This window comes from Prosthecobacter sp. Pr1, assembly GCF_057652315.1.
On record NZ_JBYFBS010000007.1, the window covers coordinates 25,124 to 41,577 of the forward strand.

General features: G+C 58.3%; 20 protein-coding genes. 7 read left to right on the plus strand and 13 right to left on the minus strand.

Annotated elements, in window-relative coordinates; translation table 11 throughout:
• Nucleotides 1-7: 7 nt before the first annotated feature.
• Nucleotides 8-1,165 (plus strand): hypothetical protein, encoded by a 1,158-nt coding sequence (locus AC24GY_RS13445; RefSeq protein ID WP_487683703.1) that lies wholly within the window; start codon nucleotides 8-10, stop codon nucleotides 1,163-1,165.
• A gap of 8 nt (nucleotides 1,166-1,173) precedes the next feature.
• On the opposite strand, the gene AC24GY_RS13450 is transcribed toward AC24GY_RS13445, so the two are convergent.
• Together AC24GY_RS13450 and AC24GY_RS13455 are read right to left on the minus strand one after the other, a co-directional pair.
• Entirely contained in the window at nucleotides 1,174-1,587 is a 414-nt protein-coding gene (locus AC24GY_RS13450) for a cupin domain-containing protein (protein WP_422315983.1), read from the minus strand.
• A gap of 77 nt (nucleotides 1,588-1,664) precedes the next feature.
• Nucleotides 1,665-1,925: a hypothetical protein gene (locus AC24GY_RS13455; RefSeq protein ID WP_487683708.1), complete on the minus strand. Its 261-nt coding sequence runs from the start codon at nucleotides 1,923-1,925 to the stop codon at nucleotides 1,665-1,667.
• Nucleotides 1,926-1,974: 49 nt separating this feature from the next.
• On the opposite strand from AC24GY_RS13455, the gene AC24GY_RS13460 reads away from it, so the two are divergent.
• On the plus strand, nucleotides 1,975-2,937 hold the full coding sequence (locus AC24GY_RS13460) for a phosphoglycerate dehydrogenase (protein WP_487683711.1): 963 nt from the start codon (nucleotides 1,975-1,977) through the stop codon (nucleotides 2,935-2,937).
• Between the two features lie 15 nt (nucleotides 2,938-2,952).
• On the opposite strand, the gene radC is transcribed toward AC24GY_RS13460, so the two are convergent.
• The 9 genes from radC to AC24GY_RS13505 all read right to left on the minus strand — a co-directional run bounded on the left by radC (nucleotide 2,953) and on the right by AC24GY_RS13505 (nucleotide 9,364).
• Nucleotides 2,953-3,648, minus strand: coding sequence for a RadC family protein (gene radC, locus AC24GY_RS13465; RefSeq protein ID WP_487683714.1), 696 nt, complete (start codon nucleotides 3,646-3,648; stop codon nucleotides 2,953-2,955).
• A 37-nt stretch (nucleotides 3,649-3,685) separates the two neighbouring features.
• Nucleotides 3,686-4,696 (minus strand): polyprenyl synthetase family protein, encoded by a 1,011-nt coding sequence (locus tag AC24GY_RS13470; protein ID WP_487683717.1) that lies wholly within the window; start codon nucleotides 4,694-4,696, stop codon nucleotides 3,686-3,688.
• 101 nt (nucleotides 4,697-4,797) lie between these two features.
• Nucleotides 4,798-5,355 carry an N-acetylmuramoyl-L-alanine amidase family protein gene (locus AC24GY_RS13475; RefSeq protein WP_487683720.1) on the minus strand — a complete coding sequence of 186 codons (558 nt, stop codon included), beginning with the start codon at nucleotides 5,353-5,355 and terminating at the stop codon, nucleotides 4,798-4,800.
• A gap of 65 nt (nucleotides 5,356-5,420) precedes the next feature.
• Nucleotides 5,421-5,918: a LysM peptidoglycan-binding domain-containing protein gene (locus AC24GY_RS13480; RefSeq protein WP_422316678.1), complete on the minus strand. Its 498-nt coding sequence runs from the start codon at nucleotides 5,916-5,918 to the stop codon at nucleotides 5,421-5,423.
• 39 nt (nucleotides 5,919-5,957) lie between these two features.
• Nucleotides 5,958-6,365 carry a hypothetical protein gene (locus tag AC24GY_RS13485; protein ID WP_422316680.1) on the minus strand — a complete coding sequence of 136 codons (408 nt, stop codon included), beginning with the start codon at nucleotides 6,363-6,365 and terminating at the stop codon, nucleotides 5,958-5,960.
• A gap of 176 nt (nucleotides 6,366-6,541) precedes the next feature.
• Nucleotides 6,542-6,961, minus strand: coding sequence for a type II secretion system protein (locus AC24GY_RS13490; RefSeq protein ID WP_487683725.1), 420 nt, complete (start codon nucleotides 6,959-6,961; stop codon nucleotides 6,542-6,544).
• A 150-nt stretch (nucleotides 6,962-7,111) separates the two neighbouring features.
• Complete coding sequence (locus AC24GY_RS13495; RefSeq protein ID WP_487683728.1) at nucleotides 7,112-7,846, minus strand: TlyA family RNA methyltransferase; 735 nt, start codon at nucleotides 7,844-7,846, stop codon at nucleotides 7,112-7,114.
• Between the two features lie 11 nt (nucleotides 7,847-7,857).
• Entirely contained in the window at nucleotides 7,858-8,427 is a 570-nt protein-coding gene (locus tag AC24GY_RS13500) for a hypothetical protein (RefSeq protein ID WP_487683731.1), read from the minus strand.
• 46 nt (nucleotides 8,428-8,473) lie between these two features.
• Complete coding sequence (locus AC24GY_RS13505; RefSeq protein WP_422316688.1) at nucleotides 8,474-9,364, minus strand: hypothetical protein; 891 nt, start codon at nucleotides 9,362-9,364, stop codon at nucleotides 8,474-8,476.
• Between the two features lie 317 nt (nucleotides 9,365-9,681).
• On the opposite strand from AC24GY_RS13505, the gene AC24GY_RS13510 reads away from it, so the two are divergent.
• From AC24GY_RS13510 to AC24GY_RS13520, 3 genes are all read left to right on the plus strand, one after another.
• The gene (locus AC24GY_RS13510; protein ID WP_487683734.1) at nucleotides 9,682-9,939 is read left to right on the plus strand and encodes a hypothetical protein; all 258 of its coding nucleotides are present in this window, start codon (nucleotides 9,682-9,684) and stop codon (nucleotides 9,937-9,939) included.
• An 89-nt stretch (nucleotides 9,940-10,028) separates the two neighbouring features.
• A complete protein-coding gene (locus AC24GY_RS13515) occupies nucleotides 10,029-11,288 on the plus strand; it encodes an MFS transporter (RefSeq protein WP_422316692.1) in 1,260 nt (419 codons plus the stop codon).
• Nucleotides 11,285-12,055: a carbon-nitrogen family hydrolase gene (locus tag AC24GY_RS13520; RefSeq protein WP_487683738.1), complete on the plus strand. Its 771-nt coding sequence runs from the start codon at nucleotides 11,285-11,287 to the stop codon at nucleotides 12,053-12,055. The genes AC24GY_RS13515 and AC24GY_RS13520 overlap by 4 nt, the downstream gene beginning before the upstream one ends.
• Here AC24GY_RS13520 and gmk read toward each other — a convergent pair whose 3' ends face one another.
• Complete coding sequence (gmk, locus tag AC24GY_RS13525; protein WP_487683741.1) at nucleotides 12,056-12,658, minus strand: guanylate kinase; 603 nt, start codon at nucleotides 12,656-12,658, stop codon at nucleotides 12,056-12,058.
• 89 nt (nucleotides 12,659-12,747) lie between these two features.
• Between gmk and AC24GY_RS13530 the strand changes: the two genes are divergently transcribed.
• Nucleotides 12,748-14,088, plus strand: a complete 1,341-nt coding sequence (locus AC24GY_RS13530; RefSeq protein WP_487683744.1) for a Gfo/Idh/MocA family protein — start codon at nucleotides 12,748-12,750, stop codon at nucleotides 14,086-14,088.
• 49 nt (nucleotides 14,089-14,137) lie between these two features.
• Here AC24GY_RS13530 and AC24GY_RS13535 read toward each other — a convergent pair whose 3' ends face one another.
• On the minus strand, nucleotides 14,138-15,412 hold the full coding sequence (locus AC24GY_RS13535) for an efflux RND transporter periplasmic adaptor subunit (RefSeq protein ID WP_487683747.1): 1,275 nt from the start codon (nucleotides 15,410-15,412) through the stop codon (nucleotides 14,138-14,140).
• A 138-nt stretch (nucleotides 15,413-15,550) separates the two neighbouring features.
• Between AC24GY_RS13535 and AC24GY_RS13540 the strand changes: the two genes are divergently transcribed.
• The gene (locus AC24GY_RS13540; protein ID WP_422316702.1) at nucleotides 15,551-16,354 is read left to right on the plus strand and encodes an alpha/beta fold hydrolase; all 804 of its coding nucleotides are present in this window, start codon (nucleotides 15,551-15,553) and stop codon (nucleotides 16,352-16,354) included.
• Nucleotides 16,355-16,454: the final 100 nt, after the last annotated feature.

Consider the following 16,454-nt stretch of genomic DNA (forward strand, 5'->3'; position numbering starts at 1 on the left):
TGCGCGCATGGCCCTGCGTCTCGATACTGCCGTCATCCGTGGCGAAATCGACAACACCACCCGCGACAACGTACGTGGCAAGCTGTGGCTGGTCGGTCGGGAAGACCCCGTGATCATCGACCTGAGGGGAAATGCCTGGCGCGATGTTGCTGGCTGCAAAATAACCTTCAACAATCCCAACCCCTCGCCGGGGCCCGCCTCGACCTTACAGCCGAAGCAAAAGGGCCATGTCGGCGATATCACCGCGTCCTATAAAGTGGAGTTAGAGAGCGCCAATGCGCTCTACATTGAATGGTTCTCCGAGGAAAACGGGCGTGTATACATCGAGGGCACAGATTTTGAGGTCAGCATCTCCGCATGGGTCTGGGAAATGGACGAGGCGGAGGAAGAAGCGCAAAAAATGAGCAACCTCCAAGCCATGCGGGAATGGCTGGCCGGCATCATCCAACGCCCCGAACCGAGGAAGGATGACGACGATGAGGAATTCGATGCCAGTGAGGAATCCTGGGAAGACTCACTCAAGCAGTCTGATCGCCTCACCGATGCAAACATGGAGGCCATCGAAAAATACGGTATCGATGGCCTGCATGATGACCGCATCGCCTTTGTCATGGGCTGGGATCACATGCTGGAGGGCAGCCGCGGACGCGAACGAGGAGACGACGATGACAAGGGTGAAAACTGGAAGGAAGGCCATGATGGCATGCCAGAATTGGACGGGATCGAGATGGAACTCGATGACCAAGCCTTCTCCGACTACCTAGAAGAGGAGAGCGAGCGTGAAGCCCACCCGCTGCAAACCATGGCCCATGACTTCGTCCTGCGGCTTCTGACCGAGATCAAAGAGGAACGCGCAGAAAACGCCGCAGAGAGCGATGGCAGCACAGCGCTCGACCGTTTCATCCGCAACTCGATGAACATCAGTGGCAAGCTGGCTGGAGCGCTCGGCACGCAAGATTTTGGCGGTTCATTCCAAACAGGCCACACGCTCGCCATTCTTCGCCGTTGCCTCAACTGGGCTAACGACGCCTTCGCTGCATTGAACGAACTGATGGAGGCCCCCGAGTGGAAGGACCGGCAAGATTTGCTCAACGACTTCCGAGCCGAACTCTTCGCCATTCGTGACGGCATCAACGATCTGCGCAAACAACTGCGCGCTGAGTAGCCACGGGGCTACTTCCGCAGGGATTTCCAAGGCTCTTCTTCACTATGATCGACGAGGCCGGGCTCATCCGCCTTGGCTGGAGAAAGAATGGCCAGGAAAACGAGCATTTCTTCGCCCACGTTCCACGTGCCGTGGATTTCTCCCATGGGAATAAAAGCCGTGTCACCAGGGCCGAGGATTTTCTTTTGCTGGCCTACCCATTGTTCGGCCTTGCCCGAAAGGATGTAGATCATCTCCTCCCGGGTGGGGTGTGAGTGAAAGGGGTGGCTGCGCCCCGGCTCCATGTTGGCCCGCACCATCATGAGGTGCTCGTTGTTCACGATGTCGCTGCGGCAGATCCACTCCTCCAGTGTCCACGGAGAGAGGTGGTCGATTTTTTCGGCAGCGGTGACGAAACGGCGGTTGGCGATGGCTTCGGACATGGTGGGCGGATGCTAGCGTGATGAAATCACCCCGGCAAGCCGGGCGATGCACCTGTGACTATCCGTTTTGCCACTTCTCAATACGTGAACAAATCCTTCACCACCCAGGGACGCTCGATCTCCACGCCCTTCTGCTTGAGGAGGAGGTTCAGAGCGTCCGCCATGCGCTGTTTCATGTGCTTGGTCAGGCGGCGGCCTTTGCGGGCGCGCTGCACGGCTTTGTGGGTCATAGGCTCCGTACTGGCTGCCACAAGGGCGTGATTTCCCAGTTCATGCTCGGTCATGATCCCGTCCAGAGGCTGCACGCCCATGTTGCGCTCGATTTCGTCTTGTCCCATGATCACCCTCTCATTCCGCAAACCGTCATCTGCAATCTGAATTCCAGCCATGCGCATCCTTCTCACCACCACCAGCTATCAGGACACCCCCGGCGACCACCACGAACTGCTCGCCGCGCAAGGCTACGAAGTACACCGGGAGCGCGGCCCCCTGCCGGAGAAACGCATGCTGGAGCTCGCGGGCGAATTTGACGCGTTCCTCTGCGGCGACGACGAAATCACCCGCGCCGTTTTGGACAAATCCCTGCCTCGCCTGCGGGTGATCTCGAAATACGGCATCGGTTTGGACAAAATCGATGTGGCGGCCTGCACGGAGAAAAAGCTGCCTGTGCTTTTCACCCCGGGCGTGAACCACACCACCGTGGCCGAGCACACCTTCTGCCTGCTGCTCGCCATGGTGCGCAATCTCGTCGATTCCGCCAACTCCGTCCGCCAAGGCCAGTGGAAGCGTGTCACCGGCCATGAAATCTGGAACAAGACAATCGGCATCGTCGGCCTGGGCCGCATCGGCCAGGAGGTAGCTAAACGTGCCACCGCCTTCGGCATGAACATCCACGCCATGGATCTGCCGCAGTACTGGCCCAAGGCTTTTGCGGACGTTCACGGCATCACCCAGCATGAGGAAATCGAAACGATGCTCCCCCACATCGACGTGCTGAGCCTGCACGCGAATCTAAGCGAAAGCACCCGCAACCTGATCAACGCCGAACGTTTGAAACTGGCGAAGCCCGAACTGCTCGTCGTGAACACCTCGCGCGCCGAACTCGTCCACATGGCCGACATGATCGCTGCGCTGGATGCCGGCAAAGTCGGCGGCTATGCAACTGATGTGCTCGACGAAGAACCACCACCAGCCGATCACCCGCTGCTTAAACACCCAAAGGCACTCATCACGCCCCACATCGGTTCACGCACTTACGAAAGCGTGCCCCGCCAGGCCATGCGCGCCACGCTGAATCTCGTGAACTACCTCAAAGGGGAGAAGGACGTGATCCAGGCGAACAAGTGGTGACCTCCACCAGCAGCATTAAAGCATCCCGTGCTCCTTGAAGCTGAAGTAAGGCAGCGGGCGTGATTCAGCAGGTGTGCCGATGATGAGGTGGTCCTGGAGAAACAGCCCGGTGGCTTCGGAAGCTTCACGAAGTCGGCGTGTGATGCGGCGGTCAGCCTCGCTCGGAGTGGGATCTCCGGAAGGGTGATTGTGAACGAGAACGAAGGCGTAGGCGTTATGAATGAGCACTTTCCGCAGCAGATCGCGCGGATGAGCGACGCATTCGTTCAAGCTTCCTCTGAAAGCTTCCTCACTGCGCATGACGGCGAGCTTGGTGTTGAGCAAAATGATGCGGACTGACTCATGACCGAGGGCCTGCATCTCGGAGCCGATGTAGTCATAGATGCGCTGCGGACGATCGAGGATGACTTCTGTATGCGATGGCTCCTGTGCCGAGCGGCGGCCAAGCTCAAAAGCAGCGGCGAGCAGCGCGGTTTTCGCAGGCCCCAGGGCTTTGATCTTTCTCAAGATGGCAGGCTCCAGGCGGGAGAGGTCACGCAGGGATTTGTAGTCTCGCAGGATGCGCTGACCGATCTGAAGGGCGTTTTCACCCTTGGTGCCGGTGTTGATGAAGAGGGCGAGAAGTTCCGCATCTGAGAGCGCCTGAGGGCCGAGCCGGAGCAGACGCTCACGCGGGCGGTCGTTTTCTGGGATGTCGTGGATTCGACTCATGAATCGGTGCTCACTTCACACGACTAAATTAGAAAATTCAATGAAGAGCCCGGCACTGGTCCAGCAGGCTGTGCAGATAACCCACGATGTCTTCGAGCGCCTGTTTGTGCGGCGAGGCATTAAGGCAGACCAAATCGGCGCGGGCTTCGACCAGCATGTTTTGCGCGAACTTGACGGCGCGCTCGACAGCGCCTTCGTAGTCGGCGATGCCGGCAAGAATAGTGGTGTCCATGGGCTCGCCTTTGAGCAGCATGCGATTGAGCTTTTGCTTCTGCGCATCGGTGGCTCCTTCAAGGAGGTAAAGGATGGGCAGTGTGAGCTTGCCACGTGCGAGGTCGGTACGAAGCGTTTTACCCACCGTTTTTTCGTCACCGACGATGTCGAGGCAGTCGTCGTAGATCTGGTAGGCAGTGCCGAGTTTGAGGCCGTAGTCCTTCAATGCCGCCTGCACGGAGTCGGGCTGCTGATTGAGACGGGCGCCAAGTTCACTGGCGGCGGCGAAGAGCGCGGCGGTCTTCATCTCGATCATCTTGAGATAATCGGTGACGGAGAGATTGAAATCAAAGCGGCGCTGGGTTTGCAGGATTTCCCCAGTGCAGACATCACGCGAGGCGCGGGCGATGGTGCGGCAGACATGCGTGTCTTCAAACTCAGTGGCGAGCTCAAGCGCGTAGGCGAAGAGGCTGTCCCCCAGCAGGACGCTGAGACTGCTGCCCCATTTCGCGACGGCGGTCGGCTGGGCGCGGCGAATGTCCGCACCGTCCATGATGTCGTCATGAACCAAGGAGGCGATGTGGACGAGTTCGAGAATGACGGAGAGGCGCGTATGCCCCTCGTGAGTACCACCTGTGGCACCACCGGCGAGCACGGCCAAAGCAGGGCGGATGCGCTTCCCTGAAGTTTTGCAGACATAACTCACGTAACCTTCGACACCGGGATCAAATGCACGTGCTTGTTCGAGGATGGCCGTCTCCACGCGTTCCAAGTCTGCCCGCACGAGGTGAAACGGAAAAACAGGGTTGCTGGCGCTGATGGCTGGGGCTGACATGGAATCTAGCTTATTCCATCCACCACGGCAGGGGCTTCGTCAAATGCCGTGCAGATGCCTCGCTAAAGTGAACTTTCAAAAGAAATGAAAGCCGGGCTTCACTATTTTCGTCTGGCGGCCAGAAGTCCGCTGACGATTGCATCGGCAAGTTTCTGGCGGTGAGCAGGATCCGCGCAGCGCAAGGCCTCGCGCTTGTTGCTGAGATAGCCGCATTCGACAAGCACGGCAGGCACCTCGGTCTCACGCAGCACTTTATAATTGCCATGAAAAATACCGCGAGTGCCACCGGTGACCTTGCTTTTGATCGAACGGCTGATGGCTGTGGCGATCCGTTTGCCGCGCGGGCTGCGGTAATACACCTCCCCACCCGAGATGATGGTTTTGCGGCTGCCATTGAAATGAATGCTGACAAAAACTGACGAGGGTACGCGATTAGCGATCCGCGCCCGCCGATCGAGTTCCACAAAAGTGTCCGTGCGACGAGTCATGACGGTTTTAAGCCCCCTTGCTTTCAGCGCCGTTTCGACACGCTTCGCGACATCCAGGCAGAGCTTTTTTTCGACTAACCCATTCCAGACGGAGCCGCCGTCTTTGCCGCCATGGCCTGCATCAATCACCACCGCGGAAAAACGCAGCCGCCCCTCTGCCACAACAGCCACCTCTCCTCCCACGAACAACGCCAGGCAGAAAGCAGCGATGCGTGAGGGGTGAGAGTACACAACTGCTAGGGAATTTTAAGCGTTCTGCCCGCGCGGATCTTGTCGGAAGACAGCCCGTTTGCAGCCTTGAGTTTCGCCACCGTGGTGCCGTTCCTGCGGGCGATGGCCCCCAGGCTGTCACCGCTCTTGATGGTGTATGAGCCGCCTTTGCGGGTGCTCTTGCTCCCGGAGCTCTTGCCGCCGGATTTGGATTTGGAGGAAGATTTTTTCTTGGAAGAACTGCGGGAGGAGGAACCGCCATGAGAGGAGCGCCAGGAGGAGTAGTCCATGCCAGCCCCCTGCCCGCCCTCGGCAGCCCAGTCACTTTTGTAATCACCGTTGGCCGCAAATGGATAATCTGCATGCCCCAAGCTGTGTGGCGGCGTGTCCGGCGAACCATGCAGATTGATGACCGGCAGGTCTTTGGGCAGCCCCTTGATGTGGCCAGAATTTTCACACGCTGCCAGCAATAGCAGCGGTAAGACCAAACAAGCTTTGAGCAGCAATGGCGTACAATGGTTCATGCAAGAGTATGCGTCACTTTCGCCTGTTTCGTGCAGGAATCAATTCGCCGCATGAAAACGACTGATGCGCTGTTTGACCCGAGGAACACCATTTTTATCCTTCACGAAAACAATGGTGCGCTCATGATAATACCCTGCACCGCTGGCTGGCAGGCTGTAACGCCAGTTGGCAACATCCGCACTGGGATCATTGCCTTCCATGGGGTTTCTGATCGTGTTATAAACAGTTCTGCCATCCATGCCGGGCCTCACCAGCGAGAAATTTCTTTCCGAAAACCCCATGGAATAGCGCGTGCCTGTGGAGCCTATATGGAACACCGCATTGATGGAGTCAGGGACAGTATAGCCGTATTTCACAGTACAAAAAACAACCATCAGCGCAGGGATAAGGATGATCACGGCCGGGGTGAAAAAATACCAGTTCTTTTTGACGAATGCAGAATTCATGAAGCCCGCATGCTGGTGGAAACGATGGCCGCAGGCAAGGTAAAACACATGGCAAATCAAGACCGCCTATTGCTCAGCTTGCGACAAAAAAATCCCCCTCGTTCTCAGGCAGATTTGAGCAACAGGACACTTCCACTGAAGGCAGCATCGCGATTCCGATTCTGCTGCCCCATTGATTACAAGTGCTGATCTCCAGGTGGAGACGCTGTTGTGGTGTAAAGCAGTAGACCATCTTGCACCCGAAGGTATTTCGCAGCCCCTTGGATGTCTTCATCACTGAGACCCGGAACCACAAAGACCCGACCACGCATCGCCCCGCGCACCGACATGCCACCGCGCACAATGGCACGCACGGTATCGATCACACTCTCATCCTGCACAAAGTTCAGGTCTGCTGCCTGCGCCATCATGCAAGTCGAGCACAGCTCCTGCGCATTGCGGCGATCACGCGCTGCATACGCGGCATCATTCTGTCCCAGCATCGGGACCACCATTCCGACCATCACCCCAATAATGGCGATAAACATCAGGACCTCAAACAGACTGAACGCCGAACAAGCTCGGCATTGCTTGGATAGGTGCGCGTGGTTTTTCATGACTGCCTGTATTTATGATGGTAATTTGTGATAATTATTGCAGAGATGCAACTTCGAATTGTCAATTTTCGGTAAAAAAGTCATATGAGCGTCTCACTTTTGATAACCTTAAGGCATGCGGACACACATTTGAAAACCCACTTTCGTGGTTCACAGCTTGCCAAACCAAGCCAGAAACTCGCGATTACCTTCCGTTCCTTGAATGGAGGACTCAATCAAACCCCGCCATTCCAGTTCTGGCTGCGACTTCACAAACTCCTCAATTCGCGAACAGGCTTTGGCATGCAGTTCTGGTTCACGCACAATGCCGCCTTTGCCAATCTCCTCACGTGAGAGCTCAAACTGAGGTTTGATCAAAACCAAGGCCTGCCCACCCGAACGCAGCGCCTGAAGCACCGCAGGCAGGACCAAGGTCAGGGAAATGAAAGAGAGATCAGCCACCAGGATATCGACCTCCTGGCCTATATCTTCCCGGCGCATGTGCCGAAGATTGAACTGCTCCCTTGAGACCACCCGCGGATCACTGCGCAGTTTCCAGGCGAGTTGATTGGTGCCGACATCGAAGGCGAAGACCTTCACAGCCCCGCGCTGCAGCAGGCAATCGGTGAATCCCCCCGTGGAGGCACCGACATCTAGCGCGGTCATTCCAGTCACATCAATGCCAAAATGGACCAAGGCACCTTCGAGCTTCAAACCACCACGGCTGACAAATTTGGGGCGCTCCCGAACGACGATCTGCTGGAGCTCAGCGACCAACCAGCCCGGATGGGTGATCCGCTTGCCCATGACACTGACCTCACCCGCCATGATAAGGCGTTTGGCCTGTTCACGTGAAGGCACAATGCCGAGCTTCAGCAAGGCGAGATCAAGACGTTCACGCGGCATCTGGATGGTCTTTATTTCCGAATCGGCAGAATCAACTCGTCGCCTGCTTCAATGCGAACACCTGGAAGCGAGGCCGTGTTGTCGATGTCCACGACGGCTTCCGCTGCTTCGATGGTTTCACCCACGATCACGCGGCCGACCAGTCCGTTGCCGCGGCGGACATCGAATTTCATCCCGCCGGCCAGTTGTTTGTCTTTTCCAGCACTGATCACGGCAAAGCCCTGATCAGTGTGTACTTCAATCACCTTGGCGAAGGCTGGCATGCCCAAAAGCTGCTTTTGCAGATCAGTCAGAGGCGCTGCTGCCGCTGCAGGTGAGGCATACGTGGCCGGGGTTCCAGGCATCAGGTTGCTTCCGGCCAGAGGCGGCACTGAGGTCGCCGGCACTTCCGGCGGCGGCGGCAAAGCTGTCACCGTGTCAGGTTTCGCCGGCATGGCCATCTCATGGGCTGCCTGCTGCCTGCGCACCAGTTCGAGTTCTTTGCGCGCTCCTTTGGCCTCCTCCTGTGCCTCCCAGGCCAGATAGCCGGTGATGGCGAGCAGAATGATCGTGAGAGCCAGGGCATAATGAGAGAGACGCATGCCGCATGCTAGACGCAAGCTCAGCGCGGATCAACCCCCTCTCACTTCAGCGCAGCAGTCCAAGCAGTTCACGCATGCGCAGCTCGATGTTGAGCAGGCTGGCCTGCACGCCGGCCAGCCACTCCATGTCAGCACCTTGGGGATGCTGCTGCACCAGCTTGTCTGTCGCATTCAAGGCCGCCGCAAACAGGGGCAGACTTTGTTCAAGATCGACCACCAAAAACTGCCATTGATCTTTTTCTGCTTGGGCAAACTGACGCAGCACATGGATAAGATGCGCAGCCAGATCTGCCACCGTGGAGAGCAGACGCAGGACCGCCGGGCGGGTGCGCACCTCCTCATTGAAAACAAGCAGACTTTGAAAACGCCGCAGTTCCTTGGCCAGCGCCGCAGAGCGCGCCACGGGATTTAGACCTGTGCTTCCCTGCCCTTTGGCGGGTGTTTGACGGGGCGGCTCGATGGTGGGATCATTCTTGATTGAGGCGAATGGATCGCTGCCTGGTTTGGCAGGCTGAAATGGGTCGTCAAACCCGGGACTGTGCAAAGCATCAGCAGATTTTGAATTTCGGCTGGTCCCCAGCAGGAAATGCTTCCGCCTGGCCCGGTTCTGTCGCAGCAAGGCGGCCTCTTCCTCCTTGGTCAGCTGCCAGCGCGGTGATGAGACACGCATCTGCAAATGCCAGGACTGAATCAGGATGCGCTGGTGATCCTGATTGAACCACTCAAAAAACAGCAGATTTTTCAGCCCGGGCGGCTCAGGCAAAGTACAAACCGTGCCAGATTGTGATCTTCGGCGCGGGAGTTTCAGGACGCGGGAGGAGGCTGTCATCAAGCCGCTGTACCCATACTGCATGGCCGAGATGGCATCCACATGGTCTTCATTGGCATTTGGAAGTGGATTGTGAAAGTCCACCCGGCAGCCGGCAATATCGCGCATAAAATTGCCCACCAATTCAACTCGTACGGGCTGATTCTGACCTGCGAGGTGAAACACTCCTGTAACCAAGCCGGGTACTTCGTTGGAAAGGTACCCGCCGAGGATGGACGATTCTAGGCAAATAATCATTAATTGTCATATAAACTAGAGGCCAGTGGGGGGTGTCGCAAGCAGACATGCCTCCAATAAAGCAAAAATTAGTCCTAGTTTAGCCTGCCCCATTTTTTGTGGAACTGTGGCAAGATTGATGCTTGTTCCACAGCTCATGTGATGTTACGGCCCAGTTCCCCAAAACCTAAACACCAATAAAACATACCATGAAAGACCTCGTCTACCTCAGCCGCGCCTTCGTTGAATTCGGACCATTCGCCAAAAAAGAAATCCTCGATTTCCAGAAGCGCGGCCTCCTCACTGCAACCGACTATCTTCGTGATGAAGGCAGTGACAGCTGGGTTCATTATCAGGAATGGCTGACCGTCGTCCCGATGCCTGCGCCAAAACTGGTCAAGAAGGCCGCTGAGAAGGCTCCTGCGGCCAAGGCCCCTGCTGCAAAGAAATCCAAGAAAGCCGCGTGATGCGGGGGCGAGGCGCGCAGCGCCTTGCCTGTTTGCGATCTCTAGTCTGATGCGCGCCCAGCCTCCGTGCTGGACGCGCATCTTTGTTCATGCGAATAGCCCGTGTGAACGAAGCCGATGCCATCACCTCCCGAACCTTGCGCAACGAACTGTGGCGCTCGATTCCCTCGGGAGTCATCGACACCCTGACCGCCACCTTCGGCATGCTCATCGCCGTGCGGGTGTTTCACATGAGCGATGTGGCAAAGTCCGTCTTTCTCAGCGCCACCAGTGGCGGCATGGTGGCCAGCTTGTTTGTGGTGCCACTTCTGCTGCGAGCCAAAAGCACCATCGCGCGCACAGCGGCCAAAGTACAGTTGCTGGGCGGTGGCTGCATGGCCGTATCAGCGGCGTTTCCACACAACCCTCTGCTTTACATTGGCGGACTGAGCCTTGGCTTGTTCTGCCTGACCATGCAGATCCCTTTGCTGACACAGATTTACCGCATCAATTACCCTGCCGAAAAACGCGGCAAACTGTATGCGGTCACTGGGGTCACACGGGCGGCGGCGGCGGTGTGCTTCGGCTTTGTGGGCGGCAAACTTCTCGGCTGGGACATTGCGAACTACACCTGGCTGTTGTGGGCCTTTGCCGCCAGCGGCTTCATTTCAGGCTTCTGGACCTATGGCCTGCCGGTCACCGCGTGGGAGGCACCGGAAAATTCCAGCACCAGCCTCTGGAGCTCCATGCGCTGGGTACGTGAGGACCGCGATTTCCGCACGCTGCTCATCTCCTGGATGATGATGGGCATCGGCAATCTCGCTGCCGCATGCCTTTTCGTCGAATACCTCGCCAATCCCCGCCACGGCATTAACCTGAGCGAGTTCAATGTCGCCTGGATCACCGGGGTGGTGCCGGTGCTGGCCCGCGTCGTCTTTTCCTATCCCTGGGGGCTGGTTTATGACCGCTTCCATCTCTTCACTGTACGTGCGGTGCTGAACGTCTTCTTTGCGGCCGGCATCCTCTGTTTTTTCCTTGGGCACAGCCTCTTCTGGTGGACCTTTGGCATGGCCTTGTGGGGCATGGCCAATGCGGGTGGCAATGTCACCTGGGCGCTCTGGGTTACCAAGCTCGCCGACAAACATGCAGTCGCCGAATACATGAGCGTGCATACCTTTCTCACTGGCGTGCGCGGCCTCATTGCCCCTTCCCTGGCTTTCGCCATGATCAAGGTCATGTCGTTCGACACCTTCGCCATCGTCTGCGGTCTTACCATTCTTTCCGCCAGCGGATTCATCGGCGTTCGCGCCCGCAGCAATTCTGAATCCACTGATCGTCTCCGTCCAGGTGCCCGTAAAGAACGACTATGAATGTCCACCTCGTCCAAATCAATTCCGTCTGGGAAGACCGCTCTGCCAATCACGCCAAGGCGCGCCAGTTGATTGCCAGCGCCAGTCCGCAGCCCGGATCGCTCATCATCCTGCCGGAGACCTTTTCCACCGGCTTCAGCATGAATCTTTCCGTCACTGCCGAGCCAACGAATGGCCCTACCGAGCAATTCCTGCGCGAAATGGCCGCGCAATACCAAAGCTGCGTCATCGGTGGATTGGTGACCTCCAACGAAGATGGTCGTGGCATGAACCAAGCACTCGCCATCGCGCCGAATGGCGTCGTCCTTGCCCGCTACACAAAAAATTACCCATTCAGTCTGGGCGGCGAAGACCGTGCCCATCTCGCAGGCACGGACGTCAGCATCTTTGAATGGCAGGGGCTGCGCATCGCCCCGCTCATCTGCTATGATCTGCGCTTCCCTGAACTCGCGCGCACTGCCGTCCGCGCCGGAGCTGAAGTGCTTGTCTTCATAGCCGCCTGGCCGGTCAAACGCATCCATCATTGGATCACGCTGCTCCAAGCCCGCGCCATCGAAAACCTGGCCTATGTCATCGGCGTCAACCGTTGCGGCACCGACCCCGATTTCACCTACACGGGCCGCAGCCTCGTCGTCGATCCTCACGGTCTCATCATCGCCGATGCCGCCGAGCAGGAACGCGTCATCAGCGCCCGGATCGACCCAGCCGTGCTCCGCGACTGGCGCAGTCAGTTCCCTGCTCTCAGAGACGCCGGCATCCTATCCTGATCACCGCAGGCTTGTCCGCATCCGTCCAGCTTCGAGGATGGCATCAAATCGCCGTGCATCGTCTTCCCGCGTGCCGCTGACGAGAACGTAGCCATACTTGCGCCAGTGCTCCATCTCCGCAGCTGCGTTCTGCATGCGCAGTTCAAACGCAGCAGCATCCTCCGTAGCGCGGCCGGAGAGGCGGTTGCGCAGTTCCTCCAGGCTGGGCGGCATCACGAAAATCTCCAGCAGGCAGCGCTTCACCAGTTCGTCCTCGCAGGCGCGCACCTGCATCGCTCCCTGCACGTCGATGTCCATGATCACATCCACCCCGCGTTTGAGATTCTCATACACATAGCTCTTTAGGGTTCCGTAAAGTCGGCCATGCACCCGGGCATACTCAAACAGCTCTCCACGCTCCACCCGTGCCAGGAAATCCTCCTCGGTCAGGAAAAAGTAATCCTTCCCATCCACCTCTCCCGCTCTGGGGGCACGCGTCGTGCAGGAAACGGAAAAGACCGCCTCGCCGCGATCACACACTTTCCGTGACAGCGTCGTCTTGCCGGTGCCCGAAGGCCCCGAAACGATGATCAACTGCCCAAGCCGCTGTTTTGAGAATTCCATCCTGCCGAATACCCACGCCAACCCCGAGTGCAAGAGACTTGGCAAATGGACTGTACTGCTCCACCCTAAAATCCCACCCAACACCAACCATGCAAACCGCATCCTCACGCCGTCAGTTCGTCAAAGTTGCCGCCGCCTCGGTGGCAGCTCCCTTCATTCTCCCCTCACGTGTCTGGTCGCAATCGGCCAATGGCAAGATCCGCATGGGCTTCATCGGCCTCGGAAAGCAGATGGGCGGCCTCATCAGCAAATTCCTCCAGTATCCTGACATCGAGGTCGTCGCCGTCTGCGACGTGTATGACGTGCGGCGCGATCTTTACAAAAAGAAGGTCGATGACCACTACGCGAAGACGGGCGGCAGCGCCAAGCCCTGCGAGACCACTGGCGACTTCCGCAAGATCACCGAGCGCACCGACATCGACGCCGTGTGCATCGCCACACCGGACCACTGGCACGCCATCATCACCAACAGCGCCCTTAGCCACGGCAAGGACGTTTACTGTGAAAAGCCGCTCACGCATAACATCCACGAGGCCGTCTCCGTTGTCGAAACGGTCAAAAAGAACAACCGCGTGCTTCAGACCGGCTCCATGCAGCGCTCCAGCAAGGAATTCCGCATCGCCTGCGAACTCGTGCGCAACGGCGTCATCGGCAAGGTCGAGCGCGTCACTATCACCATTGGCGATCCCGCCAAGCCGAACGCCTACCCCGAAGAAGCGACGCCCGCAGGCCTCGACTGGGACATGTGGTGCGGCCCGGCTCCGCTCGTCCCCTTCAACCACGAGCTCTGCCCCATCGGCGAAAGCACTACCTTCCCCAACTGGCGCAAGACCCGCGAATTCGGCGGTGGCATGATCACCGACTGGGGCGCGCATCACATCGACATCGCCCAGTGGGGCCTTGGCATGGATGAAAACGGTCCGGTTGAGGTCAAAGCGCCCGCCGACTACCAAAACGCCAAGCGCGGCGCGCAGCTCGTCTACGCCAGCGGTGCGGTGCTCTCTCACGCAGAAGGCAGCCACGGCTGCACCTTCCACGGCACCGAGGGCGAGGTGAACGTCGGGCGCGGCAAATTTGCCCTCAGCCTCGGCGGTAAAGAAGTCCACGCCTTCCACGGCAAAGATAAATCCGCAGGCACTTCCGTCGATCGCGAAGTCGCCCTCGCCGAACGTGACTTCCTCAAGGACAAGAAAGTCTCACTCTACGAGAGCAAGGATCAGATCGCCGACTTCGTCGCCTGCATGAAGAGCCGCAAGCAGCCGATCTGTCACGCCGGCGTGGGAGCCAGCAGCGCCATCGCCTGCCACCTCATGAACTTCGCCTATTGGTACGGCGCCAACATCAAGTGGAATCCCACCGAGCACACTTTCGTCAGCGGCGGCGATGCCAAATGGCTCACCCGCGACTACCGCGCCGGCTGGAAGGTCTAAAACAAAGCCCGTCAGCACTTCCAAGGCGGCCTCGAAAGAGGCCGCTTTTTTATTTTACCTCAGCGCGCTTCACCACGCTTGTTCCATCCCGCACGGTATCCGGCGGGTGCATCAGCACTTCATCCCCTTTCTTGAGGCCTGCCAGCACCTGGGTGAGTTTACCGTCAGTGCGTCCAGCCTTGACCACCACAGCCTTGGCGCTGCCGCCATCAAAAACAAAGGTCTTCCACTCGCTGCCTTCGCGGAACAACGCCCCCGCCGGCACCAGCAGGGTGTCATCGCTGTGCCATACAGCCACACGCACTTCCACGCGGTAGCGGTCTCCCAGTGCTTTTAATGCGGGCGTCTGCTCCGTAAAATCACTCAGTACCAGCACGCGCTGCTCTTCCACACCCAGCGCGGACACCTTGGTGAAAGCTGCTGGTTCCACACGACGCACGCGGGCTTTTGCCGGCTCATCGCCCCCCCACTGCTCCACCGTGACGAGCGCCCCAGGTTTGATCGTCACCGCATCGCGTGAGAGGATTTCCGCCTCGATTTCCAAATCCGTGGGGTCACCGATTTCCAAAATGGGTGCTCCCGGTGCCACGATCGTCGCGCTCTCCTGCTGCACACGCAGCACAACGCCGCTGACCGGAGCACGCACTTCGATAAATGCACCGCCTGCGCTCGGTTTGTCGATCTGCTGCAAAGCCGCCTTGGCCTGCACGAGTTCAAAATCGGCCACCTGAAGGGCAAACTCCGCCGAACGAACTTCTCGCGATTTCATTTCTGCCTCACGCTCGAACGTATCGCGGTCCGTGTCGCTGACGGTCCCCTTGTCCGTGTTGTTCTTGATGCGGTCCCAGTTCGCCTGGGCGTATTTCAGACCGGTGCGTGACATCTCAATGTCTTCGTTGGCCCTGCTGCGGGTGGCAGTCGCCGCATCAACACGTGCCTGTGCCTGGGATCGCGCACGCGCATCCAGCAATGGTGAAAGCGTCGGCTCGATGCGGGTGAGCACTGTTTCTCCTGCCTTCACCGCGTCTCCAGCCTTTAAAGTCACGCGCTGCATGCTGCCCGCCACCGGTGCGGCGACGATGTGGCGGTTGCGAATGCGTGTCTTGCCTTCCTCGGACACATACACCGTCAACGGCCCCTGATGAACCACTCCAGTCTCAACTTCCACCGCCCGCGGCTGCAAGGCGTAGAACATAGCCAGCACCAATGCGCCGGCCACAGACCAGAATGCCAGCTTGCGTGACAGGCTGCGTCGCGTGATCGGAACTTTCGTTTCCCAGGGCGGCACGGAGGGTTGCTGTGTTTCGGTTGGAGCGTCAGGCATGGCGTGCGCCCACTATGCGCGAAGTTCGTGCGGCGGCAGGTGATTTTTGCTTGTTGCTTTCACCGATCTCTGTTCACAGTTTGCCGTTCGCGGCCTGACCTGCGAACAGCCAACCATCCAACCGACAAATTCACTCTTATGCCCCACGTCGAAACCAACGGAATCAAGATGTTTTATCAAGAACGCGGCAGCGGCGAACCGCTCGTCTGCATCATGGGAGTCACCGCTCCCGGAGGCGTGTGGGACGCGCATGCCCAGGCATGGGAAAAGCACTTCCGCTGCATCCTCGGTGACAACCGCGGCGTGGGCGAAACCGACAAGCCCGCCGGCCCCTACACCACCGCCATGATGGCCGACGACTACGCCGGACTCATGGACAAGCTCGGCATCAAGCAGGCCCGTGTCGTAGGCTGCTCGCTCGGCTCAGTCATTGCCCAGCAGCTCGCCCTGCGTCATCCCGAAAAGGTGAAGAGCATGATCCTCATGTGCACCTGGGCCCGGCAGGATCGCTTCGGCCTCTACACCTGGCAGCACCTCATGAAGGCCAAGGCGACCATGCGTCCTGAAGACTTCATGCAGTGGATTCAGATGCTCATCTTCACCAAGCCGTGGTTCGACAACGACGACTGCTGGAACAACATGCAGCAGGGCCTCAAAGACGCCGCCACCAATCCTGCGCCACAGCCCCTGCACGCCACCGAGGCGCAGAGCGCAGCCGCTATGACGCACAACACCCTCAACGAACTCAAAAACGTGAAGTGCCCCACTCTCGTGATCGGCGGCAAGGACGACACCTTCACCCCTCAGTGGATGGGCAAGGAAGTCGCCGCCGCCATCCCTGGCGCCGAACTGCACCTCTATGACAACGCCGGCCATGCTTTCCACTGGGAACAGCTGGGTGATTTTAATCCGCGCTCGACTGAGTGGCTGCTGAAGCATTGATCCAGCCAGTATTCCCGCTCATCAAGAAACAGGCACGCGAGGTTGAAACTGCGTGCCTGTTTTCGTTACCGGTTTCGTCCTGCTGATGACTGAAGAATAA